Source organism: Streptomyces sp. NPDC059371, from assembly GCF_042751995.1.
Lineage (GTDB): Bacteria > Actinomycetota > Actinomycetes > Streptomycetales > Streptomycetaceae > Streptomyces.
The window spans coordinates 1-24,270 of the sequence record NZ_JBHYXD010000093.1 but is presented as its reverse complement, the minus strand read 5'-3'; the positions used below and the strand labels follow the sequence as shown (position 1 = coordinate 24,270).

The 24,270-nt window shown below is 70.7% G+C and carries 28 protein-coding genes; 9 read left to right on the top strand and 19 right to left on the bottom strand.

The features are described from left to right. Positions 1 to 15: 15 nt before the first annotated feature. Positions 16 to 777, bottom strand: a complete 762-nt coding sequence (locus ACFXGX_RS34465) for an ArsR/SmtB family transcription factor (RefSeq protein ID WP_384799400.1) — start codon at positions 775 to 777, stop codon at positions 16 to 18. Positions 778 to 943: 166 nt separating this feature from the next. Here ACFXGX_RS34465 and ACFXGX_RS34460 point away from each other — a divergent pair, with 166 nt between their 5' ends. Next, positions 944 to 2,104, top strand: coding sequence for a YihY/virulence factor BrkB family protein (locus tag ACFXGX_RS34460; protein ID WP_384799398.1), 1,161 nt, complete (start codon positions 944 to 946; stop codon positions 2,102 to 2,104). Between the two features lie 103 nt (positions 2,105 to 2,207). On the opposite strand, the gene ACFXGX_RS34455 is transcribed toward ACFXGX_RS34460, so the two are convergent. Together ACFXGX_RS34455 and ACFXGX_RS34450 are read right to left on the bottom strand one after the other, a co-directional pair. Beyond that, entirely contained in the window at positions 2,208 to 2,954 is a 747-nt protein-coding gene (locus tag ACFXGX_RS34455; RefSeq protein ID WP_384799395.1) for a hypothetical protein, read from the bottom strand. Then, a complete protein-coding gene (locus tag ACFXGX_RS34450; protein WP_384799392.1) occupies positions 2,951 to 3,094 on the bottom strand; it encodes a hypothetical protein in 144 nt (47 codons plus the stop codon). Before ACFXGX_RS34450 ends, ACFXGX_RS34455 begins: the two co-directional genes overlap by 4 nt. Before the next feature lie 171 nt (positions 3,095 to 3,265). Between ACFXGX_RS34450 and dapA the strand changes: the two genes are divergently transcribed. Further along, positions 3,266 to 4,249, top strand: a complete 984-nt coding sequence (dapA, locus tag ACFXGX_RS34445; protein WP_384799389.1) for a 4-hydroxy-tetrahydrodipicolinate synthase — start codon at positions 3,266 to 3,268, stop codon at positions 4,247 to 4,249. 17 nt (positions 4,250 to 4,266) lie between these two features. Here the strand turns inward: dapA and ACFXGX_RS34440 are convergent, their stop codons facing one another. Continuing rightward, positions 4,267 to 5,505, bottom strand: a complete 1,239-nt coding sequence (locus ACFXGX_RS34440; protein ID WP_384799386.1) for a WD40 repeat domain-containing protein — start codon at positions 5,503 to 5,505, stop codon at positions 4,267 to 4,269. Then, complete coding sequence (locus ACFXGX_RS34435) at positions 5,502 to 6,071, bottom strand: SigE family RNA polymerase sigma factor (protein ID WP_384799383.1); 570 nt, start codon at positions 6,069 to 6,071, stop codon at positions 5,502 to 5,504. Before ACFXGX_RS34435 ends, ACFXGX_RS34440 begins: the two co-directional genes overlap by 4 nt. Before the next feature lie 137 nt (positions 6,072 to 6,208). Between ACFXGX_RS34435 and ACFXGX_RS34430 the strand changes: the two genes are divergently transcribed. Beyond that, a complete protein-coding gene (locus ACFXGX_RS34430) occupies positions 6,209 to 6,721 on the top strand; it encodes an HAD domain-containing protein (protein ID WP_384799380.1) in 513 nt (170 codons plus the stop codon). Between the two features lie 83 nt (positions 6,722 to 6,804). On the opposite strand, the gene dapD is transcribed toward ACFXGX_RS34430, so the two are convergent. The 3 genes from dapD to ACFXGX_RS34415 form a co-directional block, all read right to left on the bottom strand. Next, positions 6,805 to 7,806, bottom strand: coding sequence for a 2,3,4,5-tetrahydropyridine-2,6-dicarboxylate N-succinyltransferase (dapD, locus tag ACFXGX_RS34425; RefSeq protein ID WP_384799377.1), 1,002 nt, complete (start codon positions 7,804 to 7,806; stop codon positions 6,805 to 6,807). A 73-nt stretch (positions 7,807 to 7,879) separates the two neighbouring features. Further along, entirely contained in the window at positions 7,880 to 8,449 is a 570-nt protein-coding gene (locus tag ACFXGX_RS34420) for a TetR/AcrR family transcriptional regulator (protein WP_384799427.1), read from the bottom strand. Between the two features lie 34 nt (positions 8,450 to 8,483). Beyond that, complete coding sequence (locus ACFXGX_RS34415) at positions 8,484 to 8,804, bottom strand: DMT family transporter (protein WP_384799374.1); 321 nt, start codon at positions 8,802 to 8,804, stop codon at positions 8,484 to 8,486. Between the two features lie 182 nt (positions 8,805 to 8,986). Here ACFXGX_RS34415 and ACFXGX_RS34410 point away from each other — a divergent pair, with 182 nt between their 5' ends. Beyond that, the gene (locus tag ACFXGX_RS34410) at positions 8,987 to 10,111 is read left to right on the top strand and encodes a hypothetical protein (RefSeq protein ID WP_384799371.1); all 1,125 of its coding nucleotides are present in this window, start codon (positions 8,987 to 8,989) and stop codon (positions 10,109 to 10,111) included. On the opposite strand, the gene ACFXGX_RS34405 is transcribed toward ACFXGX_RS34410, so the two are convergent. Next, positions 10,100 to 10,465 (bottom strand): VOC family protein, encoded by a 366-nt coding sequence (locus tag ACFXGX_RS34405; protein WP_384799368.1) that lies wholly within the window; start codon positions 10,463 to 10,465, stop codon positions 10,100 to 10,102. The two genes, ACFXGX_RS34410 and ACFXGX_RS34405, sit on opposite strands and share 12 nt — an antisense overlap. Before the next feature lie 419 nt (positions 10,466 to 10,884). Here ACFXGX_RS34405 and ACFXGX_RS34400 point away from each other — a divergent pair, with 419 nt between their 5' ends. Beyond that, positions 10,885 to 11,841: an AbfB domain-containing protein gene (locus tag ACFXGX_RS34400; protein ID WP_384799365.1), complete on the top strand. Its 957-nt coding sequence runs from the start codon at positions 10,885 to 10,887 to the stop codon at positions 11,839 to 11,841. Positions 11,842 to 11,965: 124 nt separating this feature from the next. Here the strand turns inward: ACFXGX_RS34400 and ACFXGX_RS34395 are convergent, their stop codons facing one another. From ACFXGX_RS34395 to ACFXGX_RS34360, 8 genes are all read right to left on the bottom strand, one after another. Further along, entirely contained in the window at positions 11,966 to 12,286 is a 321-nt protein-coding gene (locus tag ACFXGX_RS34395; protein WP_384799424.1) for a metal-sulfur cluster assembly factor, read from the bottom strand. 92 nt (positions 12,287 to 12,378) lie between these two features. Beyond that, entirely contained in the window at positions 12,379 to 12,843 is a 465-nt protein-coding gene (gene sufU / locus ACFXGX_RS34390) for a Fe-S cluster assembly sulfur transfer protein SufU (RefSeq protein ID WP_384799362.1), read from the bottom strand. Positions 12,844 to 12,942: 99 nt separating this feature from the next. After that, on the bottom strand, positions 12,943 to 14,199 hold the full coding sequence (locus tag ACFXGX_RS34385) for a cysteine desulfurase (RefSeq protein ID WP_384799359.1): 1,257 nt from the start codon (positions 14,197 to 14,199) through the stop codon (positions 12,943 to 12,945). Continuing rightward, positions 14,196 to 14,969 carry a Fe-S cluster assembly ATPase SufC gene (gene sufC, locus ACFXGX_RS34380; RefSeq protein ID WP_384799356.1) on the bottom strand — a complete coding sequence of 258 codons (774 nt, stop codon included), beginning with the start codon at positions 14,967 to 14,969 and terminating at the stop codon, positions 14,196 to 14,198. The genes ACFXGX_RS34385 and sufC overlap by 4 nt, the downstream gene beginning before the upstream one ends. A gap of 7 nt (positions 14,970 to 14,976) precedes the next feature. Further along, positions 14,977 to 15,315: a non-heme iron oxygenase ferredoxin subunit gene (locus tag ACFXGX_RS34375; protein ID WP_384799353.1), complete on the bottom strand. Its 339-nt coding sequence runs from the start codon at positions 15,313 to 15,315 to the stop codon at positions 14,977 to 14,979. Beyond that, entirely contained in the window at positions 15,315 to 16,496 is a 1,182-nt protein-coding gene (sufD, locus tag ACFXGX_RS34370) for a Fe-S cluster assembly protein SufD (RefSeq protein ID WP_384799350.1), read from the bottom strand. Before sufD ends, ACFXGX_RS34375 begins: the two co-directional genes overlap by 1 nt. A 62-nt stretch (positions 16,497 to 16,558) precedes the next feature. Further along, positions 16,559 to 17,983 (bottom strand): Fe-S cluster assembly protein SufB, encoded by a 1,425-nt coding sequence (gene sufB / locus ACFXGX_RS34365; protein WP_384799347.1) that lies wholly within the window; start codon positions 17,981 to 17,983, stop codon positions 16,559 to 16,561. Next, entirely contained in the window at positions 17,980 to 18,723 is a 744-nt protein-coding gene (locus ACFXGX_RS34360) for a helix-turn-helix transcriptional regulator (RefSeq protein ID WP_384799344.1), read from the bottom strand. Before ACFXGX_RS34360 ends, sufB begins: the two co-directional genes overlap by 4 nt. Positions 18,724 to 18,884: 161 nt before the next feature. Between ACFXGX_RS34360 and ACFXGX_RS34355 the strand changes: the two genes are divergently transcribed. From ACFXGX_RS34355 to ACFXGX_RS34340, 4 genes are all read left to right on the top strand, one after another. Then, positions 18,885 to 19,727 carry an aminoglycoside N(3)-acetyltransferase gene (locus ACFXGX_RS34355; RefSeq protein WP_384799341.1) on the top strand — a complete coding sequence of 281 codons (843 nt, stop codon included), beginning with the start codon at positions 18,885 to 18,887 and terminating at the stop codon, positions 19,725 to 19,727. A gap of 11 nt (positions 19,728 to 19,738) precedes the next feature. Further along, positions 19,739 to 20,662: an ABC transporter ATP-binding protein gene (locus ACFXGX_RS34350; protein WP_384799338.1), complete on the top strand. Its 924-nt coding sequence runs from the start codon at positions 19,739 to 19,741 to the stop codon at positions 20,660 to 20,662. Positions 20,663 to 20,750: 88 nt separating this feature from the next. After that, complete coding sequence (locus ACFXGX_RS34345; RefSeq protein WP_384799335.1) at positions 20,751 to 21,566, top strand: ABC transporter permease; 816 nt, start codon at positions 20,751 to 20,753, stop codon at positions 21,564 to 21,566. Between the two features lie 59 nt (positions 21,567 to 21,625). Continuing rightward, on the top strand, positions 21,626 to 22,633 hold the full coding sequence (locus ACFXGX_RS34340) for a heme A synthase (protein WP_384799332.1): 1,008 nt from the start codon (positions 21,626 to 21,628) through the stop codon (positions 22,631 to 22,633). Positions 22,634 to 22,703: 70 nt separating this feature from the next. On the opposite strand, the gene ACFXGX_RS34335 is transcribed toward ACFXGX_RS34340, so the two are convergent. Both ACFXGX_RS34335 and ACFXGX_RS34330 read right to left on the bottom strand, forming a co-directional pair. Continuing rightward, complete coding sequence (locus ACFXGX_RS34335) at positions 22,704 to 23,810, bottom strand: amidohydrolase family protein (RefSeq protein ID WP_384799329.1); 1,107 nt, start codon at positions 23,808 to 23,810, stop codon at positions 22,704 to 22,706. A gap of 127 nt (positions 23,811 to 23,937) precedes the next feature. After that, positions 23,938 to 24,270 carry a hypothetical protein gene (locus tag ACFXGX_RS34330; RefSeq protein ID WP_384799326.1) on the bottom strand — a complete coding sequence of 111 codons (333 nt, stop codon included), beginning with the start codon at positions 24,268 to 24,270 and terminating at the stop codon, positions 23,938 to 23,940.

The window sequence follows — 24,270 nt, the reverse complement described above, 5'->3', positions numbered from 1 at the left end:
ATGACTCCTGAATGATCAGTGGGTGGCTTCGGGGCCCGCGGGGGCTTCCAAGGCTTCGGGTCCGGACTCGACTCCGGCTCCGTCTTCGGGTCCGGCTTCGGGTCCGGCGTCGGCTCCGGCTCCGGCTCCGGTCTGTGCCACGGTTTCGGGTTCCGTCCGCGTCACGGCTTCGGATTCCGTCCGCGTCACGGTTTCGGGTCTGACCGTGGGATGGACGGCGACGACGATCCGGTGCGGACGCCCGGCCTCCGCGTCCCCGTCGTGGTACTTGCGGATGAGCGCGCTCACCCCGGCCGTCAGCTCCTCGATGAACGCGGCCCGGTCGGCCGCCGACGCGAAGGTCACCTCGCCGTCGAGCGCGTACGTCGCCAGCCGCTTACGTGCCTTCGCCGCCCCGGTGACGAGGGAACCGACGTCCCGGACGAGCCGGGCACCGAGCGCGAGGAGCCAGCGGGCGGACAACTGGTCCCGGAAACGGTCAGGATCGGGCTGTACGGCGGCCAGCGCCAGCGGAGAGATGACGTACGACGCCGCCGTCGCGCGCATCATCCGCTCGGTGACGTTCCCCTTGCGGCGCTCGCCCGCCAGCTCGACCAGGCCGTGCCGCTCCAGTGTCTTGAGGTGATAGTTCACCTTCTGCCGGGGCAGGCCGACCTTGCCGGCCAGCATGGCGGCCGACGCCGGTCCGGTGGCCAGCTCGGCGAGCAGCCGGGCCCGTATGGGGTCCAGCGACACGGCGGCGGCCTCGGCGTCCTCGATCACGGTCACGTCCAACATGACTCCAGGCTCCCACCGAAAACTTTTCTTGTCCAGACGACTCCAATCGTCGGTGGGTCGCGGGGCGGTGTTCCGGGGGGGCGGGAGTTTCGCCCGGCCTGTGTTCCGGGGCGACCGGGGCGCTCCCGGCGGGCTTCAGGAGCGGGATTCGGGCAACACGGCGGGCATGGACGAGAAGCGACCGGAATCGAAGCAGCGAGCTCTTCCGGACACGGACGCGAAGGCGGACGCGGACACGGACGCGGACACGGACGCGGACGCGGGCACCGGCACCGGCACCGGCACCGGCACCGGCACGGAGGGGTCCGCCGGGAAGGGCGGCCGCGTCAAGCTGCCCGCGCGAGCGTGGTGGGCCGTGACCTGGCGCACGGTGAAGGAGTTCCGTGACGACGAACTCGCCGACCGAGCCGCGGCGTTGACCTACTACGGCGTGCTGTCCCTGTTCCCAGCGCTGCTGGTGGTGGTCTCCCTGCTGGGTGTCATGGGCCGGCGCGTCACGGACCGGCTCCTCGACAACGTGGGAGACCTGGCGCCGGGCCCGGCCCGCGACATCCTGCGTGACTCGGTGACGCAACTGGGCCACAGCGGCGGTACCGGCGGTGTGCTGGCGATCGTCGGGCTGCTCGCCGCGCTGTGGTCCGCGTCCGGGTACGTCGGCGCGTTCATCCGTGCGTCCAACGCGGTGTACGACCTGCCGGAGGGCCGTCCGGTCTGGAAGACCACGCCGCTGAGGCTGGCGCTCACCGTCACACTGATGCTGCTCCTCACCGGGAGCGCGATCATCGTGGTGTTCACCGGTCCGCTGGCCGAACGCGCCGGAACCGCCTTCGGGCTCGGGGACGCGGCGATCACCGCGTGGTCGATCGTCAAGTGGCCCGTCCTGCTGGTGCTCGTCGAGCTGATGATCGGGCTGCTGTACTGGGCGGCCCCCAACGTCTCCGGCCGCGGCTTCCGCTGGTTCAGTGCGGGCAGCGTCCTCGCCACCCTGGTCTGGCTGGCCGCGTCCGCGGGATTCGCCGTCTACGCCGCCGGTTACGGCTCGTACAACAAGACGTACGGCACGCTCGCGGGCGCCATCGTCTTCCTCGTCTGGCTGTGGCTCACCAACCTGGCCATCCTGCTGGGCCTGGAGTTCGACGCGGAGCTGGCCCGCCAGCGCGCCATCACCGAGGGCCGGCCCCCGACCGAGGAGCCCTACGTCGAACCGCGCGACACCCGCAAGTGGCCCCCGCGTCTGCGGGCGTTGCGGGCGGCGCGGGAGAAGGTGGAGTCGGGGATCACGCCCACGGGAGCGAAGGCCGGTCGAGACACCGGCGAGCGGGTGTGAGGGAGGGGGCGGCGGCGTGCGTACGACGTGGCGGCGGGCCGGCGTCCGGTCCGCCGCCGCGTCATTCCCCTCCGGCTCCCTCGACTACCCGGACCGGCCCGCGCTACCCCTGGGCTCCGCTGTCCCGCAACCGGCCCAACTGGCTCTGGAACCAGTCGAGTCGGGCCTGGAGCAGCGCGGCCTCCGCGACCAGCTCGGACACCCCGAGAGAGGCCGCCGCATCCCCGAGCGAGGCCGTGACATCCCCGGGAGAGGCCGTGGCATCCCCCGGACCGGCCGTGGCACCGCCGGGGCCTTCGACGCCGGCCACGGGACCGCCGGTGGCCCGGACCCGCAGACCCTCACCGGCCAGCCGCGCGAAGGAGGCGAGCGAGAGCGACGCACGACCGCGTACGCAGCCGGCGCACGCGGCGCTCAGGGCGCGCCAGCCCGGCCGTCCCCAGCCCGCGTCCGCCAGTGCCGCGGCCGCGGCGCCGCAGCCGCAGGGGCCGACGGCGGCACCGCGCACCCGCTGGCGGGCGTAGCGGAAACCCCGCTCGAAGCGGATGTAGGCCCCGAGGACGGACACTTCGAGGAGAACGGCGGCCCGGTGTTCGGCGGTGCACAGCATCGCCTCGGCGACGGCGGACTCGTGCACGCAGTGGAAGCCGCAGTCGCAACGGCGGTGCGGGGCGCGGTGCCGCCGTCCGTAGACACAGCGCGCGTCGTCCAGTACTCCGTACGGCAGCGCGCCGCCCAGCGATACGCCGGTGAACCCGGCCCGGGTGCCGTCCTGGGACAGCACCGGGTGGGCGATCTTGTATCCGGTCGGCGGCTCCGTCGGGCGTTCCTCGGGGAGCCGCAGTCTCATCGCCCGGCCGGAACCTCTTCGGGCAGGGCGGCCTCCGACTCCTCGACCAGGCCGGGGAGTTCGGGGGTCCCGGAGGTGTCCTCGTGGGGGTGGACCTGTTCTTCCCCCACTCCGGTGGCGAGTGCCTTGCCGAGCCTCATGACGCCTCCCGCTGTGCCGACGACTGCCGTTCAGGCCATGGTGACCCATGACGCCCCGGTTTGGCATCAGTGCCTCGTCCATCCCCACACCTGAACCATGTAGCACTCGTTGACGATATCTCGTAGAAGATTTAAGTGGAGCTTCACAATGGAGTGGCCGACACTACGTTCATGACCGTTCCGAGGACCGCTCCCGCGACCGCCGTCTCCCCCGCCCCGGCCGGCGCACCCCGCCCCGACGCCCGGCACCCGGCACGGCCCGCTCCCCCCTTCGGCCGCGCCCTGTGCGCGATGGTCACACCGTTCACGCGGGCGGGCACGCTGGACGCCGACGGCGCGCAGCGGCTCGCCGCCCTGCTGGTGGCCGAGGGCTGCGACGGGCTGGTGCTCTCCGGGACGACGGGCGAGTCGCCGACCACGTCGGACGCCGAGAAGGCCACGCTGGTGCGGGCGGTGCGGGAGGCCGTGGGCGACCACGTGTCCATCGTGGCGGGGGTCGGGACGGCCGACACGCGGCACACCGCGGAACTGGCCGTGGACGCCGAAAAGGCCGGGGCGGACGGGCTGTTGGTGGTCGCGCCGTACTACAGCAGGCCTCCGCAGGACGCGGTCGAGGCGTACTTCCGGGAGATCGCGGACGCCTCGGGGCTGCCGCTCATGCTGTACGACATCCCGGGGCGCACCGGGACGCGGATCGAGCCGGAGACGATGATCCGGCTCGCGGGGCATCCGAGGATCGTGGCGGTGAAGGACTGCGCGTACGACCTGCTCGGCACGCAAAAGGTGCTGGCCCGCACGGAGTTGGCGTACTACGCGGGCTGCGACGAGTACGTCCTCGCGCTGTACGCGATCGGGGCGGCCGGGTATGTCAGCACGGTGGCGAACGTCGTGCCGGGCCTGATGCGGGCCGTGCTCGACGCGTTCGACGGCGGCGACACGGCGGGGGCGGCCGGGCTGATGCGGCGGGCCATGCCGCTGATCGAGGCGATGATGGCGGCGGGCCTGCCCGGCACCGTCACCGCGAAGGCGCTGCTGGCCGCGCTCGGGCTGCCGGCGGGCCCGGTCCGGGCACCGCTGCGGCCCGCCGGCCGGGAGACGGCCGACGGGCTGCGGGCGGTACTCGCCGAGGTCACGGACGGTTTCGCCGTGGCCTAGCCGATCGTCTGCGGGCCTCAGCGCTCGGCGAAGAGGGGCTCCCAGCGCCCCGCCGAGCCGTCGGTGCCCTTGAGGAAGCCGCTGAGCGGCACCTCTTTGTCACTGCCGATGGTGACCAGCACCAGTCGATTGTGGAACTCGTTCTTCTCGCCCTTGGCGATGTCCCAGGCGATCAAGGACTTGTCGTCGGCCCAGGCGAGGAGCTGCTGGCCGTGGACCTCTGCCAGGTGCTTGCCGGTGCGCGGGTCGAGGATCCAGGAAGAGGTGTGCCACTTCTCGCCCGCGAAGTCCCCGGCCATCTTGGTGCCGTCGGGCGACAGGCCGGCCTTGACGAACCAGGTGCGGTACCGCTCCGCGGGGGGCACGCTCACCTCCCGGCCGGACACGTCGTAGAAGCGATCTCCGGGGGTGATCGACTGCCGGCCCGTGATGGTCCTCCCGTCGCGGCAGAACCCGAAGTCCTGGCGAAGGTTGATCTCGTTGCCCTGGTCGTCCCGTTGCACCCCCACCTCGGCCCAGGAGCCCTTCCCCGACAACACGTCGAAGACATAGAAGCCGGTGCGGGAGGACTTCAGCGATACGGGAATCCTGTCGATGTCGTCCATCTTGACGCGCTTGTCGGGATTCGCGCTGTACGTCGTCGCCACGAGTCTCGTGCCGTCGTGCGAGAACTCCAGGCCGCCCACCGGGTGGTCGACCGGGATCCACCGTTCGACCTTGCCGCTCGCGAGGTCGAGCAGTCCGATCCGGGTCGCGGGCAGGTGCCGCTCCAGTACGGCGGCGGTCCGCAAGCCGGGGGCCACGGCGACCCACGACCACCGGGTGTCCTTCTCGTAGTGGCCGGACTTCGGGTCGAGCAGCCGGTACGTGCGCACACTGATGCCCCTGTGGATGCCGTCGTGGACGCTCTGCCAGTCGGTCGTCTGGGTGTAGTACGCGGCCAGCGCCGTTCTCCCGGCCGCGACCAGCGAGTGCACCGGTGACTGCGCCGGGTGCGCCGAGGGCGCCGGGTGCGTGGCGGTCGGCTTGGGGTCCACCCCGCCCGAGGGCCGTACGTCCTGCCCGCCGGAGTCCAGGCCCGGTACCGCGATCGCGGCGGTGAGCACCGCGGCCGCGGCGACCGCGACGGACGCGATGCGCCGGGTCCGCCGGCGCCGGCGGACGGCGAACACCCGGTCGGCGAACCCCGGCGGTGTGCGCGGGTCGTCCTCGGCCTGCTCCCGGAGTGTGTCGCGCAGAAGTTCTTCGACGTTCACCGGTGTACCTCCACGGGCGAGAAGTCACGGGCCGGCGGCTGCGGCTCGTCCCCCGGGCCGAGCGCGGCCAGTTCGGGGGCGAGTGTCCGCAGCCGGGCGAGCGAGCGATGGGTCGTGGAGCGCACGGTTCCGACGGAGCAGCCGAGGAACCGGGCCACCTCGGCCTCGGGCAGGTCCTCGAAGTAGCGCAGTACGAGCACGGTGCGCTGCCGCGCGGTGAGCCGGGCCAGCGCGCCTCGCATGACGACCCGCAGTTCGGCGGCCGCCGAGGCGTCCGTGGCGGGGGCCGCGGGGCCGGACGTCTCGGGCGGTTCGGCGACGCTCAGTTCCCGTCGCGGCCACTTCAGCCGCCAGCGGCTCACCTGCTGCCGGTACAGGATCCGCCGTACGTACGCCTCGGGTTCGTCGATCCGGTTCCAGCGGCCCGCCACCTTGATCAACGCGTTCTGCAGCAGGTCCTCGGCGGCGTGCCGGTCTCCCCCGCTGAGGAGCACCGCCGTCTTCAGCAGCGCGGACGACCTGTTCGCCACGAAATCCCGGAAGGTCTCATCCGCTTCGGCATCCATCGTCACCTTCTCGTCCCCGGTGGCCCCTTGTGACCCACCCCTGTGCCCCTGGTGACGCGCGCCGCGACTCCCCGCTATGCCTCCGGGCCGAGAAAATTACGCCCGCCCCGCCACAGGGTGTCCTCTACGGTGACCCGATGAGCCGACCGCTGCTGTTCCTCGACGTCGACGGCCCGCTGAATCCGTACGCGGCCCAGAGGGAACGCCGGCCCGCGGGGTACACGACGATCCGCGTGGCGCTGCATCCCGGACGGCCGCTGCGGGTCTGGCTCCACCCCGACCACGGCCGCGCCCTCCTCGCCCTCGGCTACGACCTGTGCTGGGCCACCACGTGGATGGACGCCGCCAACCGCTGGATCGCCCCGGTGATCGGCCTGCCCGAACTTCCCTGGGTCGACTTCACCGGCGCCCTCTTCACCGAGCGCCCCGACGGCGTCCACTGGAAGACGGAACGCATCGTGTCCTACGCCGAGGGCCGCCCGTTCGCCTGGGTGGACGACGAACAGTCCCCGCCCGACGAGCGCTTCGTAGCCGCCCACCACCCGGCCCCCGCCCTCCTGCGCAACGTGAACCCCCGCGTCGGCCTGAGCGAACCCGACTTCGAGGCGCTGAGGGAGTTCGCGTCCCGTCTGAAGGGCGCTCGCCCGTAGACGACACCGGCCTGCTGCCGACAACTCGGCAGCAGGCCAGGGAGTTCAAGGATCCGGCGGCCACGAGTCCCGGCCGCGCATGATCAGTTGTGACTGTGCAGGATTTCGTTCAGGCCGCCCCAGACCGCGTTGTTCGGGCGGGCCTCGACCGTGCCGGTGACCGAGTTGCGGCGGAACAGGATGTTCGAAGCGCCGGACAGGTCACGGGCCTTGACGATCTCGCCGTCGGGCATCGTCACGCGCGTGCCGGCGGTGACGTACAGCCCGGCCTCGACGACGCACTCGTCGCCGAGAGCGATGCCGACGCCCGCCTCCGCGCCGACGAGGCAGCGCTCGCCGATGGTGATGCGGACGTTGCCGCCGCCCGAGAGGGTGCCCATGGTGGACGCGCCGCCGCCGATGTCCGAACCGTCGCCGACGACGACACCGGCGGAGATGCGGCCCTCGACCATGGAGGTGCCGAGCGTGCCCGCGTTGAAGTTCACGAAGCCCTCGTGCATGACGGTCGTGCCCTCGGCGAGGTGCGCGCCGAGGCGGACCCGGTCGGCGTCGGCGATGCGGACGCCCTTGGGCGCGACGTAGTCCGTCATGCGCGGGAACTTGTCGATGGAGGTCACCTGGAGGTGCAGGCCCGCGGCGCGCGCGTTCAGCCGGACCTTCTCGACGTCGTCGACGGCGACCGGGCCGAGCGAGGTCCAGGCGACGTTGGCGAGCAGCCCGAACAGGCCGTCCAGGTTCTGGCCGTGCGGCTTGACCAGGCGGTGTGAGAGGAGGTGCAGGCGCAGGTACGCGTCGTGCGCGTCGAGCGGCTTGTCGTCCAGCGAGGCGATGACCGTACGGACCGCGACCACCTCGACGCCACGGCGGGCGTCCGGGCCGATGGCCTGCGCGGCTCCCTCGCCGAGCAGTTCCACGGCCCGCTCGGCGGACAGCCGCTCGGTGCCGGACGGGCCAGGGCCCTCGGCAGTCGCAGCGGACAGTTCGGGGGCGGGGAACCAGGTGTCGAGAACGGTGCCGTCGGCGGTGAGGGTGGCGAGCCCGGCGGCGACGGCGCCGGTGGTACGAGAAGCAGTCGTGTCGGTCATGGGTGCAACCTAACTTGACGGGGGCCGCGTGGGCGAACCGGTGCGCGGGGCGTCTCGGTTCGCGGGCGTCCGGTCACCGTTCCGAACCCTCCCCGGCCCCCTCGCCGCTCCCCAGGACCCGCGTCAGCACCTCCCGCGCGTACCCCTCGTCGTACGACGTCCCCGTCAGCAGTACCTGGAGGCAGATCCCGTCCAGCAGGGCGACGAGGGCCCGTGCGGTGACGGGGTCCGTGCGGTGGCTCAGGGGTTCGACGAGGCTGTCGATCCACTCGGCGGCCACCGGGCGCAGCGCGGGTCTGCGCAGGGCGGCGAGGTACAGCTCGTACTCCAGCTCGACGCCCGTGCGGTCGCCGGCCAGCCATTCGCCGATCAGTCCGGCGAGTTCGGCGGCCAGGTCCGCGCGGGTGTCCTCCAGGGTGCCGCGGGCGGCGAGCACCTTGGCGAAGCCCTCGTTCGCCTGGCGCAGGGCGGCGACCATGAGTTCGTCGAGGGTCTTGAAGTGGTACGTCGTGGAGCCGAGCGGCACATCGGCCTCGGCCGCGACGGAGCGGTGGCTGAGCCCGGCGATGCCCTGGGCGCCGACGACGCGGATCGCCGCGTCGATGATCCGCTGCCGCCGCTCGGGGTCGTACCGCCGCGCCATCAGCGTGCGCCGTCCGCCGCGCACGCCCCGGCCATCAGTGCGCCCCGCCCAGGTTCAGCAGGACGACCCCACCGATGATCAGCACGATCCCGCCGGCCTTCGCGGCCGTGAGCCCCTCGCCGAGGAACAGCGTGCCGATCACGGCGATGGCGGCGGTGCCGACGCCGGCCCAGATCGCGTACGCCGTGCCGACCGACACGGTCTTCAGGGTCTGCGCCAGCAGCGCGAAGGCGACGACGTATCCGAGAACGGTCACCAGGGACGGCCACAGCCTGCTGAAGCCCTCCGTGTACTTCATCGCGGTCGTCGCCCCGACCTCCGCCGCGATGGCACCGGCGAGCAGCACGTATCCCATGCGTACGACTGTACACATGGAACGCACCGGATGTGTACGGGTGTACGCATCCGGTGTCCGCCGTCTTACGTGCATGGATCCCGGATATGCCATGGGCACCATGCGCCCCAGCGGATATCGTTCGCGATCACAAGGGGGCCGGAGTCGAACAGACTCCCAACGACACATGGAGCGCGAGAGTCATGTCGGACAGTTCTGGGTGGGGGCCGTCAGGGCCGTCGGGGCCGTACTGGGGTGCTCCGGGCGGCTGGGGCTGGATGCCTCCGCCACCGCCCAAGCCGGGTGTGATCCCGCTGGCCCCGCTCGGCGTGGACCACATCCTCGGCGGCGCCTTCGGCACCATGCGCCGTTACGCGAAGCCGCTGTTCGGACTCACCTTCGTGGGCGTCGTGGTCCTGGCGGGCCTGACGCTGGGCCTCGAATACGCCGCCTACCTCTCGACGAAGAGCCGGCTCGACCGCATGCTCGCGGCGCCCCGGTCCATCGAATGGACCGATCTGCGCACCGTCCTGATCGCGTTCGGCACCGTGTGGGTGGTCGGCATGGTGGTCTCGCTGGTGGCGAGTTCCTTCATCCAGGCCTCGTCCGCGGCGACCCTGCACGACGCCGTGCTCGGGCGCCGGGCCCACGTCGGCACGGTGTGGAAGCGTGCCTGGTCGCGCACCCCGTCCGTACTCGGGGTGACGCTGCTGCTGGGCCTGACCGTGGCGATACCGATGATCGTGCTGATCGTGCTGTTCGCGCTGATGGCGGCCGCGAGCAACGATCCGTTCGCGTCGTTCGGCCTCTTCCTTCTGCTCCTGCTGGTCGCGGTGCCCCTGATGGTCTGGCTGTTCGTCCGGTTCAGCTTCGCCCCGGCCGCCGCCGTCCTGGAGGGGGCGTCCCCGGTGACGGCGATGCGCCGGTCGGCGCGACTGGTCCGCGGCGCGTGGTGGCGTACGTTCGGCATCCTGCTGCTGGGCGGCCTGATCACGTTCATCGTCTCTCTCGTGATCAATGTGCCGTTCCAGTTCGCGATGCCGGCCCCACAGCCGTACGACCTCTCGTCGGCGCAGGAGCCCGCGAGCGTGACCGAGCTCTACGCGCGGATCCTGCCCGACATGGGGCGCTCCCTGGTGCTCTCGACGATCGCGGGCATCTTCGTCCAGCTCTTCTCCCTGGTGTTCATGCCGCTGGTGAGCAGCCTGCTGTACATCGACCAGCGCATCCGCAGGGAAGGCCTGGCGGATGTGCTGGTGCGCGCGGCCGCCGTCACGGAGGCGCCCGGCGCACCCGGGACACCCGGGACACCCGGCTCAGTCGAGTAGCGACTTCTTCGGCCGCAGCACGCAGAACTCGTTGCCCTCGGGGTCGGCGAGGACGGTCCAGGTGACGTCCTCGCCCTGTCCCACGTCGACCCGGCGCGCCCCGAGGGCGAGGATCCGCTCGACCTCGGCTGCCCGGTCGTCCGGCGTGAGATCGATGTGGAGCCGGTTCTTGACGGTCTTGCGCTCACCGACCGGTACGAAGCAGATTCCCGGGAGCGCGTGCGCGTCGGAGCCGATGACGATCTCGTCGTCGTCCTCGAACAGCACGCGCCAGTCGAGGACTCGGCACCAGAAACGGGCGAGCGCCGGCAGGTCGTGGGCGTCGATGACCAGTTGGTACAAGGAGACAGCCATGAACGGCAGTCTCCCCCGGCGACGAGGGCTCGGCCGGCAGGCACCGGCGCCGACACCCCCGCGGGCACGCTCCCCCGGCGACGAAGCCTCTGCCGACAGGCACGGTGCGCACATCCGGGCCGCCATCCCCCGCGGACACTGTCGCCCGACCGCCCGTCGGTTCTCACCGGATGAGCGCCAACCCGGCCCAACTACCCATCCTCTGTGGGTGATTGCCCGAAAAGAGCCGCACGTAAATACCTGCATCGCCGCTGGAAACGGCTGCTCGGCAGTCTCCGGTTCCACTACTGTTTCACCAGCCGCACACCGGGTCTTCATGACAGCCCGCTCCGTGTGCCGCACCCTTCACACCCTCGCCTCGCCCCTCACCCCCTCGCTTCACCCCCTCACGCGCTCGCCCTCCCCATCTAGGAACGCGCATGCCTGAAGTGACGCCCGGATCCGGTCCCGACGGATCCGTCCCCTCCAGGGAGATCGTTCCCTGGCGCCCCACCCCGCGCGGCACGCCCTACCCGGTGTCGGCCGACCTCGTGCCCGTGCCCCCGGCACCCTGGGAGGCGGTCCGGGCGGGGGACGAGGAAAAGCTGCCGGGAGCGCGCCGGCTGTGGCTGGCCGCCGGGCTCGCGCTGGCCGTCACCATCGCCGCCATAGCCGTGGTCTCCGTACAGGCAAGGTCCTCCGACGCCTCGTCGAACGGTGCGGAGAACAGGACCGCGTCCGACACGACGAACCCCTTCCTTCCCGGCGCCCCGGCCCCCGCGGAGACGACCACCGCCCCGGCGGGCAAGAACGCGCTGTCCTCGGCGGGGACTTCACGCTCGGCCTCACCGGACTCCGCGTCGCGCGACTCCGTTTCCCCGGGACCTTCGGACCAGGGTTCCGGAGGCTCGCCCGGCACCGGAAAGACGCCCGGCGCGTCCGGCACCGCTTCCGCACCCCGCCCGGCCTCGGGGCTGAAGTCCGTCCAGGCGGTCAACTACCCGGACCGGTACTGGCATCTGAGCGACGGTCAGGTCCGTCTCGACCCGGTGGGATCGAGCAGCTCGGCCGCGACCCGGCGCGCCGCCAGCTTCAAGGTGGTCGCCGGGCTGGCGAAGTCCTCCTGCTACTCCTTCGCCACCGTCGACGGCTCCTATCTGCGCCACCGCGACTTCGTCCTGCGCGCCGACCGCAACGACGGCTCCGCCCTCTTCCGGGAGGACGCCACGTTCTGTCCCCGGGCCTCCTCCCGCTCGGACGCCGTCATGCTGGAGGCGGTCAACTACCCGGGCCGTTTCCTGCGCCACCGCAACTTCCAGCTCGTCCTCGGGCGTTACGAGCGCGACAGGCTCTACGGGGAGGACTCGGCGTTCCGTCTGGTGCGGGGCTGGGCCTGAGTCCCACGCCGATGGGGCTGGGCCTGACTGAGCCAAGGACGCCCCAGGGAAACGCGACGGGGCGGCACCCGAAGGTGCCGCCCCGTGCGAGGTGCTCAGGAGCCGAGGCCCCGAAGCCAAGCGATCAGACGTTGAAGCCGAGCGCGCGAAGCTGCTCGCGGCCGTCGTCCGTGATCTTGTCCGGGCCCCACGGCGGCATCCAGACCCAGTTGATGCGCAGCTCGTTGACGAGGCCGTCCGTGGCGGACTTGGCCTGGTCCTCGATGACGTCGGTGAGCGGGCAGGCCGCGGACGTCAGGGTCATGTCGATCGTCGCGATGTTGGCGTCGTCGATGTGAATGCCGTAGATGAGGCCGAGGTTGACGACGTCGATGCCCAGCTCGGGGTCGACGACATCGTAGAGCGCCTCACGGACCTCTTCCTCCGACGCGGGCTTCGCCGTCAGGCCCGTGCCCGGTGCCGCGGTGGTCCCGCCCTCCGCGACCACGGACTCGTCCGAGGTCACAGCGGTCTCGTCCGATGTCACAGTGTTCTCGCTCATGCCGTCTTCCTCTCGGCGCTCTCGCCCAGAGCCTGGGCCGTCGCGTCCTTCCACGCCATCCAGCTGAGGAGGGCGCACTTGACCCGGGCCGGGTACTTGGAGACACCGGCGAACGCGACCGCGTCCTCCAGCACCTCCTCCATCGCGTCGTCGGGCTCGATCCGGCCCTTGGACTGCATCAGTTCCAGGAAGGCCTCCTGGATCTTCTGCGCGTCGGACACGTCCTTGCCGACCAGGAGGTCGTTCAGTACGGAGGCCGAGGCCTGGCTGATCGAGCAGCCCTGACCCTCGTACGAGATGTCCTCGATACGCTCGCCGTCGTACTTCACACGCAGGGTGATCTCGTCACCGCACGTGGGATTGACGTGGTGCACCTCGGCGTCGCCGTCCCGGAGACCGCGCCCGTGCGGGTGCTTGTAGTGGTCCAGGATGACTTCCTGGTACATCGAATCCAGCTTCACTGCGGCGAACCTCGCATCCCAGCGTCCGTTACATGGCCTTCCGGCCGGGGGTCCGGGGGTTGTCCCCCGGAATAACACAGCACGTTCCCAGCCAGCCCCTCAGCCGAAGAAGTTCCGTACGTGCTCCAGGCCGTCGACCAGAGCGTCGATCTCGGACGGCGTGGAGTACAGATAGAACGACGCCCGCGTGGTCGCAGGAATTCCGTAGCGCAGGCAGACCGGACGGGCGCAGTGGTGACCCACCCGGACCGCGATGCCCTGCTCGTCGAGAACCTGGCCCACATCGTGCGGGTGGATGTCGCCCAGCGTGAACGAGATCGCCGCGCCGCGGTCCTCGGCCGTGGTGGGGCCGATGATCCGCAGGTCGGGGACCTCCGCGAGCCGCTTCACCGCGTACTCGGTGAGCGCGTGCTCGTGGGCGAGGATCTTGTCCATGCCGATCGAGGACAGGTAGTCGATCGCCGCGCCGAGGCCGACCGCCTGGGCGATCGGCGGGGTGCCCGCCTCGAACTTGTGCGGCGCCGGCGCGTACGTCGACGAGTGCATCGACACGGTCTCGATCATCTCGCCGCCGCCGAGGAACGGCGGAAGGTCCTCCAGGAGTTCCTGGCGGCCCCACAGGACGCCGATACCCGTCGGACCGCACATCTTGTGACCGGTGAAGGCCACGAAGTCGGCCTGGAGGGCCTGGACGTCGAGCGGCATGTGCGGCGCGGCCTGCGACGCGTCGATCAGGACCAGGGCGCCGACCTCCTGGGCGCGGCGCACTATCGCCTCGACCGGGTTCACGGTGCCCAGGATGTTCGACACCAGCACGAAGGAGACGATCTTCGTCTTCTCCGTGATGATCTCGTCGATGTTCGACAGGTCGAGACGGCCGTCGTCGGTGAGGCCGAACCACTTCAGCTTCGCACCCGTGCGCTGCGAGAGCAGCTGCCACGGGACGATGTTGGAGTGGTGCTCCATCTCCGTGATGACGATCTCGGTCTCGTGGTCCACCCGGTAGGGCTCGTCGGCCCAGCCCAGCATGTTGGCCACGAGGTTGAGCGACTCGGAGGCGTTCTTCGTGAAGATCACCTCGTCGCGGCTCGGCGCGTTGATGAACGCGGCGACCTTGTCGCGCGCGCCCTCGTACAGCGCCGTGGCCTCCTCGGCGAGCACATGCACACCGCGGTGGACGTTGGCGTTGTAGCGCTCGTAGTAGCCACTGAGGGCGTCCAGTACCTGACGCGGCTTCTGCGAGGTCGCCGCGTTGTCCAGGTACACCAGCTTCTTACCGTCGTGGACCTGGCGGTCCAGGATGGGGAAGTCCTTGCGGATCGCCTCGGTGTCGAGGAGGCCCGGCAGCTGTGTCACGCGGATACGCCACCCTTCGCGTCGACTGCGTACGACTCGTAGCCCTCGTTCTCCAGCTTGTCGGCGAGCTCGGCGCCGCCGGACTCGACGATGCGGCCGCCGGAGAAGACGTGCACGAAGTCGGGCTTGATGTAGCGCAGGATGCGCGTGTAGTGCGTGATGAGCAGGGTGCCCACATCACCGGTCTCGCGGACGCGGTTGACACCCTCGGAGACGACGCGCAGGGCGTCGACGTCCAGGCCGGAGTCGGTCTCGTCGAGGATCGCGATCTTCGGCTTGAGCAGCTCCAGCTGAAGGATCTCGTGGCGCTTCTTCTCACCGCCGGAGAAGCCCTCGTTGACGTTGCGCTCGGCGAAGGCCGGGTCCATGGAGAGGCGCTCCATGGTCTCCCTGACCTCCTTCACCCACGTGCGCAGCTTGGGGGCCTCGCCGCGGACGGCGGTGGCGGAGGTGCGCAGGAAGTTGGAGACCGAGACGCCGGGGATCTCGACCGGGTACTGCATCGCCAGGAACAGGCCCGCGCGGGCGCGCTCGTCGACGGACATCTCGAGGACGTCCTCGCCGTCGAGGGTGACGGTGCCGCCGGTGATCGTGTACTTCGGGTGGCCCGCGAGCGAGTAGGCGAGGGTCGACTTGCCGGAGCCGTTGGGGCCCATGATGGCGTGCGTCTCGCCCTGCTTCACGGTCAGGTCGACGCCCTTGAGGATCTCCTTCGTGGCGTTGTCGGCCTCGACGGTGACGTGCAGGTCGTGGATTTCAAGCGTTGCCATGGGTTCCTCAGGACTCCTGGTTGAGGGAGACGAGCACGTCGTCCCCTTCGATCTGTACGGGGTATACGGGGACGGGGCGCGTCGCGGGAAGGCCGGACGGCTTGCCGGTGCGGAGGTCGAACGCGGAGCCGTGCAGCCAGCATTCGATCTGACAGTCCTCCACCTCGCCCTCGGAGAGCGAGACGTTCGCGTGCGAGCAGATGTCGTTGATCGCGAACACCTCACCCTCGGTCTTCACGACCGAGACCGGCGTGCCGTCGAGTTCCACCCGCTTCGGGGTGTTCTCCTCCAGCTCGCTCAGCCCACAGGCCCGAACGAATCGGTCACGGTCGAAGGTGCCGGGCATCAGAGCGACGCCTCCAGCTCCTCGTCGATCTTCACGAGAAGGCGCTCTTCGATGTCGTCGACACCGATCTGCTGGACCAGTTCGGCGAAGAAGCCGCGGACCACCAGACGGCGGGCCTCGTCGGCGGGGATGCCGCGGGCCATCAGGTAGAAGAGCTGCTCGTCGTCGAAGCGGCCGGTCGCGGAGGCGTGGCCGGCGCCGACGATCTCACCGGTCTCGATCTCCAGGTTCGGCACGGAGTCGACGCGGGCGCCGTCGGTCAGAACCAGGTTGCGGTTCATCTCGTAGGTGTCCGTGCCCTCGGCCTTGGCCTCGATGAGGACGTCGCCGATCCAGACCGCGTGCGCCCCCTCACCCTGCAGCGCGCCCTTGTACATGACGTTGGACTTGCAGTGCGGGGTGTTGTGGTCGACCAGGAGGCGGTGCTCCTGGTGCTGGCCGGCGTCCGTGAAGTACAGGCCGAACAGCTCGGCCTCGCCGCCGGTGCCCGCGTAGGCGATACGCGGGTGGAGGCGTACGAGGTCGCCGCCGAAGGTGACCACGAACGACTTGAAGGTGGCGTCGCGGCCGATCAGCGCGTTGTGCTGGCCGACGTGGACGGCCGTGTCGTCCCAGTCCTGGACGGAGACGACGGTCAGCTTGGCGCCGTCACCGAGGACGTAGTCGACGTTGGCGGCGACGACCGCGTCACCGGTGTGGTCGATGACGACGACGGCCTCGGCGAAGGCTCCCAGTTCGATGACCTGGTGGCCGTAGGCGACCCCGCCCTCGCCGTGCACGGCGATCCGGATGGGCTCGGTGAGCACCGTCTCCTTGGGGACGGTGATGACACCGGCCTTCTCGAACGCCGAGTAGGCCTGGGCGGCGACACGGTCCACGGGAGTGCCGGCCCTGCCGATCCGCGCGTCGTCGCGGGCGACCGTCTCGACGGAGACGCCCTCGGGGGCGTGCACGTCGATCCGTACGCCTTCGCCGGTCGCGACGGCGGTGCCGTCGTGCAGCCCGCGCAGGCGCTCCAGCGGGGTGAACCGCCACTCCTCCTCGCGGCCGTGGGGGACGGGGAAGTCCGCCACGTCGAAGGAGGGGGGCGCGCTCATGCGCGTGGCGACGGTCGACTCGGCGGCCACCGCGATCTGGCCCGCGGTGGTCGAGCCGCCGGGGATGTTCTGAGCCTCAGCCATGGCTGTCGGTCTGCTCTCTTCCTACGTCAGAATTCGCTAGCTGCTGGTGCGGAGGGCGGATGTCAGCCGACCGCGCCTTCCATCTGCAGCTCGATCAGCCGGTTGAGCTCAAGGGCGTACTCCATGGGCAGCTCCTTGGCGATCGGCTCGACGAAGCCGCGCACGATCATGGCCATCGCCTCGAACTCGGTCAGACCACGGCTCATCAGGTAGAAGAGCTGGTCCTCGGAGACCTTGGAGACGGTCGCCTCGTGGCCCATGGACACGTCGTCCTCGCGGACGTCCACGTACGGGTACGTGTCCGAGCGGGAGATGGTGTCGACGAGCAGCGCGTCGCACAGGACGTTCGACTTGGAGCCGTGGGCGCCCTCGCCGATCTCGACGAGACCGCGGTAGGACGTACGGCCACCGCCGCGCGCCACGGACTTCGACACGATGTTCGAGGACGTGTTCGGCGCCATGTGGACCATCTTGGAGCCGGCGTCCTGGTGCTGGCCCTCGCCCGCGAAGGCGATGGACAGGGTCTCGCCCTTGGCGTGCTCGCCCATCAGGTAGACGGCCGGGTACTTCATGGTGACCTTGGAGCCGATGTTGCCGTCGATCCACTCCATGGTCGCGCCCTCGTACGCCACGGCGCGCTTGGTGACCAGGTTGTAGACGTTGTTCGACCAGTTCTGGATGGTCGTGTAACGGCAGCGGGCACCCTTCTTCACGATGATCTCGACGACCGCGGAGTGCAGGGAGTCCGACTTGTAGATCGGCGCCGTGCAGCCCTCGACGTAGTGGACGTAGGCGTCCTCGTCGACGATGATCAGCGTCCGCTCGAACTGGCCCATGTTCTCCGTGTTGATACGGAAGTAGGCCTGGAGCGGAATCTCGACGTGCACACCCTTCGGCACGTAGATGAAGGAGCCGCCGGACCACACCGCGGTGTTCAGCGACGCGAACTTGTTGTCGCCGACCGGGATGACCGTGCCGAAGTACTCCTTGAAGAGCTCCGGGTGCTGCTTGAGAGCGGTGTCGGTGTCCAGGAAGATGACGCCCTGCTCCTCCAGGTCCTCGCGGATCTGGTGGTAGACGACCTCGGACTCGTACTGGGCCGCGACACCGGCGACGAGGCGCTGCTTCTCCGCCTCGGGGATGCCGAGCCTGTCGTACGTGTTCTTGATGTCCTCGGGCAGGTCCTCCCAGGACTCCGCCTGCTTCTCCGTGGAACGCACGAAGTACTTGATGTTGTCGAAGTCGATGCCCGACAGGTCGGAACCCCAGTTGGGCATGGGCTTCTTCTCGAAGAGGCGCAGGCCCTTGAGACGGAGCTTGGTCATCCACTCCGGCTCGCTCTTCTTCCCGGAGATGTCGCGGACGACGCCCTCGTTGATGCCGCGCTTGGCGGAGGCACCGGCCACGTCGGAGTCGGCCCAGCCGTATTCATACGTGCCCAGACCCTCGAGCTCAGGGTGGGCAGTCTCCTCGATGGGGAGCGTCATGCGGGGTTCCTCCCGGCGGTATTTGCGGATGCGTTATGAGTGTCGTGCGAAATCTTGGGGATGAACGTCGTGCACACCCCGTCGCCGTGGGCGATGGTGGCCAGTCGCTGGACATGCGTGCCGAGAAGCTGGGAGAAGAACTCCGTCTCCGCCTCGCAGAGCTGCGGGAACCGCTCGGCGACATGCGCGACCGGGCAGTGGTGCTGGCAGAGCTGCTCGCCGACCGGTGCGCTGCGCGCCGTGGCAGCGTACCCGTCCTTGCTGAGGGCCTTCGCCAGGGCTTCCGTGCGTTCCTCGGGGGTCGCGGCCTCGATGGCCTCGCGGTACGCCCCGGCCTGCTCGGCGATCCGGGCGCGGGCGAACGACAGGATCGCCTCGTCCCCGCCCTCGCGCTCGGCGATCCAGCGCAGGGCGTCCTCGGCGAGCTTGTCGTACGACTGGTCGAAGGCGTCCCGGCCGCAGTCGGTCAGGGCGAACACCTTGGCGGGGCGACCGCGCGTACGCGCTCCGTAGACCCGCTGCTCACGTGCTTCCACGACGTCGTCGGCGACCAGCGCGTCCAGGTGGCGGCGCACGGCGGCATGGGTCAGGCCCAGTCGGCCCGCTAGGTCGGCGACGGTCGACGGGCCGTGGTCCAGGATGGACCGCACGACCCGGTTGCGCGTCGAGCGCTCACCGGTCGCGAGTTCCTCCTGCGGGGCCCCCGCGGGGGTCTCCCGAGCCTCGCCAACGTTTTTCACAACACCATTGTTGCGTAATTCCTCAGGGCCTGACAAGCGGCGCCCTCCGGAGCGGGCGGTGCGCTGCATCACTTAGGTATACCTAAGGTGACCTGGGCAAACGATCTTTGATCGATCAATTCGGTGGCGTGCGGACCGTCTCTCGGGGAGACTCCGGGACCATGCCGACACCCCCTCCGACCGGCCCTCTCGTCACGCGGGACACCCTTGCCGCGGACCTGCGCACGCTCGGCGTACGACCAGGAGAAACGCTCCTCGCACACTCCTCGCTCAGCGCCCTCGGCTGGGTCAACGGCGGCCCCGTCGCCGTCGTGCAGGGACTGCTCGACGCGCTCGGCCCGGAGGGCACCCTGGTGGTCCCGACGCAGTCCGGTGACCTCTCCGACCCGGCGCTGTGGAGCCGCCCGCCGGTTCCCGAGGAGTGGTGGTCGGCCATCCGGGCGACCATGCCCGCCTACGACCCCCGTGTGACCCCCTCCCGCGGGGTCGGCGTGATACCCGAGACCGTCCGCAACTGGCCCGGCGCCCTGCGCAGCGCGCACCCGGAGACCTCGTTCGCGGCGGTGGGCCCGGGTGCGGAGGCGGTCGTCGGCGGGCACGCGGCCGACTGCCGGCTCGGCGAGCACAGCCCGCTGGCCCGGCTGGAGGCCGGCGGCGCCCGCGTCCTGCTGCTCGGCGCGGGCTACGACGCGTGCACCAGCTTCCACCTGGCGGAATACCGCATCCCCTCGCCCGTCGTGGAGGTCGGCCGGCCCTCCCCCGCGGGCTGGGAGACGGTGCGGGAGGTGTCGATCACCTCCGAGATGTTCGAGGAGCTGGGCGCCGACTTCGAGCGGGACCGGCCCGTCGTACGGGGGACCGTGGGCGCGGCCGGGGCGCGGCTCTTCCCGGTGGCCGACGCGGTGGCGTACGCGGAGCGGTGGCTGCCGTTGCACCGGCCCCGGGACCTGGCCGTGGAGACCGCCGCCGCCCCCGGCGGTTCCGGGCCGCTGCGACGTCCCTAGACTTGCTCCTCATGCGAAGCGAGCCCGTGGTCCAGGTCCAGGCCCTGGTGAAGCGGTACGGAACGAAGACCGCGGTGGACGGCCTCGACCTGGTGGCCGCGGCGGGCATCACCGCCGTACTCGGACCCAACGGCGCGGGCAAGACGACCACGGTCGAGACCTGCGAGGGATACCGGAAGCCGGACTCCGGCACGGTGCGCGTCCTGGGCCTCGACCCGGCGAGACAGTCCGGCGAGCTGCACACCCGCATCGGCGTGATGCTCCAGTCCGGCGGCGTCTACTCGGGCGCCCGCGCGGACGAGATGCTCCGCCATGTCGCGAAACTGCACGCCCACCCCCTGGACGTGGACGCGCTCATCGAGCGGCTCGGCCTGGAGGCCTGCGGCCGTACGACGTACCGGCGGCTGTCGGGCGGCCAGCAGCAGCGCCTCGCGCTCGCCATGGCGGTCGTCGGCCGCCCCGAGCTGGTCTTCCTGGACGAGCCGACCGCCGGCCTCGACCCGCAGGCCCGCCGCGCGACCTGGGACCTGGTCCGCGACCTGCGCTCCGACGGTGTCTCGGTGATCCTCACCACGCACCACATGGACGAGGCCGAGCAGCTCGCCGACGACGTCGCGATCATCGACGCGGGCCGGGTGGTCGCCCAGGGCTCCCCCGAGGAGCTGTGCCGCGGAGGCGCCGAGAACACCCTGCGCTTCACCGGCCGCCCGGGCCTCGACGTGGCCTCCCTGCTGAAGGCCCTGCCCGCGGACTGCACCGCGGTCGAGCTGACGCCCGGGGCCTACCGGATCGGCGGCGAGGTCGATCCGCAACTGCTGGCGACCGTGACGTCCTGGTGCGCCCAGCACGGCGTGATGCCGGAGAAGATCTCGGTCGAACGCCACACCCTCGAAGACGTTTTTCTGGAGCTGACCGGCAAGGAGCTGCGCTCATGAACCAAGCTCGACCGGAGCCCGGCCGGGGGTCCGGGGGTCGCCCCCCGGGAAAGCACAGCTTGGAAATGACCGGCAAGGAGCTGCGTTCATGAGCCAGGCACAGCTTGGAGCCGACCGGCGGGGGGCCGCTTCCGTGACCACCGCCGGCACGTACAGCCCGAAGCCGGGCGCCGCCCCGTTGCGGCGCATGATCGGCGCGCAGGCCGCGCTGGAGACGAGGATGCTGCTCCGCAACGGCGAGCAGCTCCTCCTCACGGTCGTGATCCCGACGCTGCTGCTGGTCCTGTTCAGCTCGGCCGACATCATCGACACGGGTCCGGGCAGGGCGGTCGACTTCCTGACGCCGGGCATCCTGGCGCTGGCCGTGATGTCGACGGCGTTCACCGGCCAGGCCATCGCCACGGGCTTCGAGCGCCGCTACGGCGTCCTGAAGCGGCTGGCGGCCTCCCCGCTCCCCCGCTGGGGGCTGATGACCGCGAAGACGATGTCGGTCCTGGTCACCGAAGTCCTTCAGGTGATCCTGCTCACCGCCATCGCGTTCGCGCTGGGCTGGTCGCCGCACGGCAACCCGTTCGCCGTACTGCTCCTGCTGGTCCTCGGCACGGCCGCCTTCTCCGGGCTCGGGCTGCTCATGGCGGGCACGCTCAAGGCCGAGGCGACGCTGGCCGCCGCCAACCTCGTCTTCCTGCTGCTCCTGGTCGGCGGTGGGGTGATCGTGCCGATGGACAAGTTCCCCGCGGGCGTCCAGGACGTGCTCGGTCTGCTGCCCATCTCGGCGCTCTCGGACGGGCTGCGTGCGGTGCTCCAGCACGGTGCCCAGATGCCCTGGGGCGATCTGGGGATCCTGGCGGTCTGGGCGGTCGTGGGCCTCGGCGCGGCGGGCCGGTTCTTCCGCTGGGAGTGACGGAATCGTCCCCTCCAGGGGCCGACCCTCGTGAAAGCGTGCACAAGCGGGCCCCTACGATGGTGCGCGTGCAGAACCTGACCCGAGCCGACGCCCTCAGCGCGGTGCGCAGCCCGCTCGCCTTCATCGCCGAACACTGGACCCCGACCTCGCGGACGGTGCGGCGCGCGGCTCTCGCCGCGCTCGTCATGTCGGTCGTCATCGTGGTCACCGGCGGTGCCGTGCGGCTCACCAGCTCCGGCCTCGGCTGCCCGACCTGGCCCAAGTGCACCGACGACTCGCTCACGGCGACGAGCGAGATGGGCTTCCACGGCGCCATCGAGTTCGGCAACCGCATGCTGACGTATGTGCTGTGCGCCGCCGTCGGATGGGCGATCATCGCGGCGCGCTCGCGGAAGCCGTGGCGGCGCGGCCTCACCCGGCTCGGCTGGGCCCAGTTCTGGATCGTCATGAGCAACGCGATCCTCGGGGGGATCGTCGTCCTGGTCGGCCTCAACCCGTACACGGTCGCCGCCCACTTCCTGCTCTCCACGGCGCTCATCACCGTCGCCGCGCTCATGTGGCAGCGCACCCGCGAGGGCGACGCGGCACCGCGTCCGCTGGTCGGCAAGTCGGTGCAGCAGCTCGTGTGGTTCCTGGTCGCCGCCTCGGTCCTGCTGATCGCGGCCGGTACGGTCGTCACCGGTGCCGGACCGCACGCGGGTGACTCCAGCCAGGTCGAGCGCATCCCCGTGAGCTGGGAGAACGTCGCCAAGCTGCACGCCGTGCTGGCCTGGATCGTCGTGACGCTGACCTTCGCCCTCTGGTTCGTCCTGAAGGCGGTGGACGCTCCCCAGGGTCCCCTGCGGCGCACCCGCGACCTGTTCCTGATCCTGCTGTCCCAGGGCGTCCTCGGCTACGTCCAGTACTTCACCGACCTGCCCGAGGCCCTGGTCGCCCTGCACATGCTCGGCTCCTGCCTGGTGTGGATCGGGGTGCTGCGCGTCCTGCTGTCCCTGCGCGAGCGCCCGGAGGCCGTGACGGATCTGCCGGGTCCCGCGACCACGTCGGCCCTCACCCGCGCGTAACCCGTACGGGGGCCGCCTTCAGCGCGCGCCCCCCTGAGGAAGCACCCGCACGCGCCGGGCGCGCTAGCGCTCAGTCCAGCCCGTACACCCGCCGGGCGTTGCCCGCCGCGATCAGGGCCGCGACGCGCTGGGCGTCCGCCAGTGACCAGGCCCCATCGGCGACCCAGTTGCCGAGCACCCGCGCCAGCGCCTCGCGGAAGAGGTGTGCTCCGATCACATGGAGTTCGGGCAGCCCCCGCGCTCCACTGGAGAAGAGGAGCTTGCCGAAGGGGGCCAGCTCCAGGATCTCGGCGAGGACGGCGGCCGACCGGGCGCCGGTGCGCACCAGGGCGGCGCCCAGGTCGGCGTAGACGTGCGGGAAGACCCCGGCGAGGTGCGCCGCGTGCCGCTGGTACGGATAGCCGTGCAGCAGGACCAGGTCGGTGCCGAGGCCGGCCGTGGCGCGGGCGAAGTCGGTGAGCAGCACGGGGTCGGTGCGGTCGATGCGCTGCCCGGGGTCACCGAGCCCCGCGTGCAGTTGCAGCGGCAGGCCCGACGCGACCGCGATCCACAGCAGATGACGGAGCAGGACGGGGTCGGTGAGCATTCCGCCCACCCGGCGGCGGGCGAGCCAGCGGCCCGCCGCGCCCCGTACCTCACCGGGTCCGGGTGGTTCGGGCGCGAGGGCCAGACCGTGCCGCACGCCCGCCACGGAGGTGAAGGCCACGGCGGTCGCGGCGGCCCCGTGGACGGATTCGGCGAGATTGGCGAGAAAGGCCTCGACGGTTCCCGAGGTGTCGGCGACCTGTTCGGCGAGGAGCTCCAGACGGACGATCTCGTGTGCCCTGGCGGCTCCCGTGGAGGCCATCTCGCCCGGCCCGGTCAGATCGCCGGGCAGCCCGGTGTCGACGAGATACGTGGTGATGCCACTGCCGCGCAGCAGTCTCCGGCCCGTCTCCAGGACACCGAGCTCGCGGCGCCGGGCCAGATAGTGGGCGGGCGTGCAGTGCGGTTCGAGTCCGAGCAGGGGCGGGCACCAGCGTCGTACGGCGAAGCCGGTCTGGGTGTCGAAGAAGGTGGTGCCCGCGGCCGGCGGCCCCTCGGTGCTGGCGAGGTGGGCCTCGAACGTGCCGAGGCCCAGCTCCGTCCGCAGTACGCCGTGGCAGTACTGGTCCACCAGGGACGGCGTTTCGATCATCCGGACTCCCCGCGAATGGACCGTGGCTTTTCAGGTCCTAACGGCTGAGCCGGTTGTCAGGTGTTGGTCGCGCACACCCCGTGCGAACAGCCGACGATTGTCGGCCGTCCGTGCGACGGGTGACGTGTCAGCCGTCGGCCCGGCCGCCGAGCTGGATGCCGGCCATGCGCTTCCACTCGTACGGACCCGTCTTGACCTTGGCCGCGAACTCGCCGTCGAACGCCTCGTGGACGGTGACGCCGGCCTTCTCCACGGCCTTCTCGGCGATCTCGTAGCTCGTCGCCACGAGGTCGCCCCAGCCGCCGTCCTCACCGACGAGGACGATGCGGGCGCCGCGCTCTCCGATGTACGCGACCTGGGCCTCGACCCCGCGCTCGGCGATCCAGCGCAGGGCGTCCTCGGCGAGCTTGTCGTACGACTGGTCGAAGGCGTCCCGGCCGCAGTCGGTCAGGGCGAACAC

Excerpts from the sequence above, each read along its gene's own strand:
- sufC (WP_384799356.1), bottom strand. The coding sequence starts at position 14,969 with ATGGCAACGCTTGAAATCCACGACCTGCACGTCACCGTCGAGGCCGAC.
- ACFXGX_RS34355 (WP_384799341.1), top strand. The coding sequence starts at position 18,885 with ATGCCGACACCCCCTCCGACCGGCCCTCTCGTCACGCGGGACACCCTT.
- ACFXGX_RS34335 (WP_384799329.1), bottom strand. The coding sequence starts at position 23,810 with ATGATCGAAACGCCGTCCCTGGTGGACCAGTACTGCCACGGCGTACTG.
- ACFXGX_RS34340 (WP_384799332.1), top strand. The coding sequence starts at position 21,626 with ATGGTGCGCGTGCAGAACCTGACCCGAGCCGACGCCCTCAGCGCGGTG.
- ACFXGX_RS34460 (WP_384799398.1), top strand. The coding sequence starts at position 944 with ATGGACGAGAAGCGACCGGAATCGAAGCAGCGAGCTCTTCCGGACACG.
- ACFXGX_RS34345 (WP_384799335.1), top strand. The coding sequence starts at position 20,751 with ATGAGCCAGGCACAGCTTGGAGCCGACCGGCGGGGGGCCGCTTCCGTG.
- dapA (WP_384799389.1), top strand. The coding sequence starts at position 3,266 with ATGACCGTTCCGAGGACCGCTCCCGCGACCGCCGTCTCCCCCGCCCCG.
- ACFXGX_RS34465 (WP_384799400.1), bottom strand. The coding sequence starts at position 777 with ATGTTGGACGTGACCGTGATCGAGGACGCCGAGGCCGCCGCCGTGTCG.
- dapD (WP_384799377.1), bottom strand. The coding sequence starts at position 7,806 with ATGACCGACACGACTGCTTCTCGTACCACCGGCGCCGTCGCCGCCGGG.
- ACFXGX_RS34415 (WP_384799374.1), bottom strand. The coding sequence starts at position 8,804 with ATGGGATACGTGCTGCTCGCCGGTGCCATCGCGGCGGAGGTCGGGGCG.
- ACFXGX_RS34420 (WP_384799427.1), bottom strand. The coding sequence starts at position 8,449 with ATGGCGCGGCGGTACGACCCCGAGCGGCGGCAGCGGATCATCGACGCG.
- sufB (WP_384799347.1), bottom strand. The coding sequence starts at position 17,983 with ATGACGCTCCCCATCGAGGAGACTGCCCACCCTGAGCTCGAGGGTCTG.
- ACFXGX_RS34375 (WP_384799353.1), bottom strand. The coding sequence starts at position 15,315 with ATGCCCGGCACCTTCGACCGTGACCGATTCGTTCGGGCCTGTGGGCTG.
- ACFXGX_RS34350 (WP_384799338.1), top strand. The coding sequence starts at position 19,739 with ATGCGAAGCGAGCCCGTGGTCCAGGTCCAGGCCCTGGTGAAGCGGTAC.
- ACFXGX_RS34455 (WP_384799395.1), bottom strand. The coding sequence starts at position 2,954 with ATGAGACTGCGGCTCCCCGAGGAACGCCCGACGGAGCCGCCGACCGGA.
- ACFXGX_RS34400 (WP_384799365.1), top strand. The coding sequence starts at position 10,885 with ATGCCTGAAGTGACGCCCGGATCCGGTCCCGACGGATCCGTCCCCTCC.
- ACFXGX_RS34410 (WP_384799371.1), top strand. The coding sequence starts at position 8,987 with ATGTCGGACAGTTCTGGGTGGGGGCCGTCAGGGCCGTCGGGGCCGTAC.
- ACFXGX_RS34405 (WP_384799368.1), bottom strand. The coding sequence starts at position 10,465 with ATGGCTGTCTCCTTGTACCAACTGGTCATCGACGCCCACGACCTGCCG.
- ACFXGX_RS34450 (WP_384799392.1), bottom strand. The coding sequence starts at position 3,094 with ATGAGGCTCGGCAAGGCACTCGCCACCGGAGTGGGGGAAGAACAGGTC.
- sufD (WP_384799350.1), bottom strand. The coding sequence starts at position 16,496 with ATGGCTGAGGCTCAGAACATCCCCGGCGGCTCGACCACCGCGGGCCAG.
- ACFXGX_RS34435 (WP_384799383.1), bottom strand. The coding sequence starts at position 6,071 with ATGGATGCCGAAGCGGATGAGACCTTCCGGGATTTCGTGGCGAACAGG.
- ACFXGX_RS34430 (WP_384799380.1), top strand. The coding sequence starts at position 6,209 with ATGAGCCGACCGCTGCTGTTCCTCGACGTCGACGGCCCGCTGAATCCG.